Origin of the sequence: Pseudomonas sp. SIMBA_068 (genome assembly GCF_046534705.1) — a bacterium.
In the GTDB taxonomy this organism is placed as follows: domain Bacteria; phylum Pseudomonadota; class Gammaproteobacteria; order Pseudomonadales; family Pseudomonadaceae; genus Aquipseudomonas; species Aquipseudomonas putida.
Map to the genome: position 1 here is coordinate 1 of NZ_JAWRYI010001621.1, position 237 is coordinate 237.

A 237-nucleotide genomic window follows, 5' to 3' on the forward strand; every position below is an offset into this window, starting at 1 on the left:
CCCGGGCCCAGTACCAGGGTTTCCAGGGCGGCTTGCTGTTCGGCGTTCTGCGGGAACAGCAGCTTCACATGGTCGTCGCTGCCCAGGCTGATGAACCCGGCCAGCTCAGGGCCGCCCAGGGTGATGCGGCGCATGCGCGGGGTCAGGTCGACTACGCGCAGCACCTCCAGGCGGCGGCGCTTGATCTCGTGCATGACCCGATGGATGGACAGTTCTGGGCTGGCAGTCATTGGCTTT

The 237-nt window shown here is 66.2% G+C and carries 1 protein-coding gene; it reads right to left on the minus strand.

Going from position 1 to position 237, the window contains the following annotated elements; all coding sequences use genetic code 11:
- Positions 1–230 (minus strand): siderophore-interacting protein (locus SB756_RS35205; protein WP_410913899.1); only part of this gene is annotated, 230 nt, incomplete at its 3' end.
- Between the last annotated feature and the right edge of the window lie 7 nt (positions 231–237).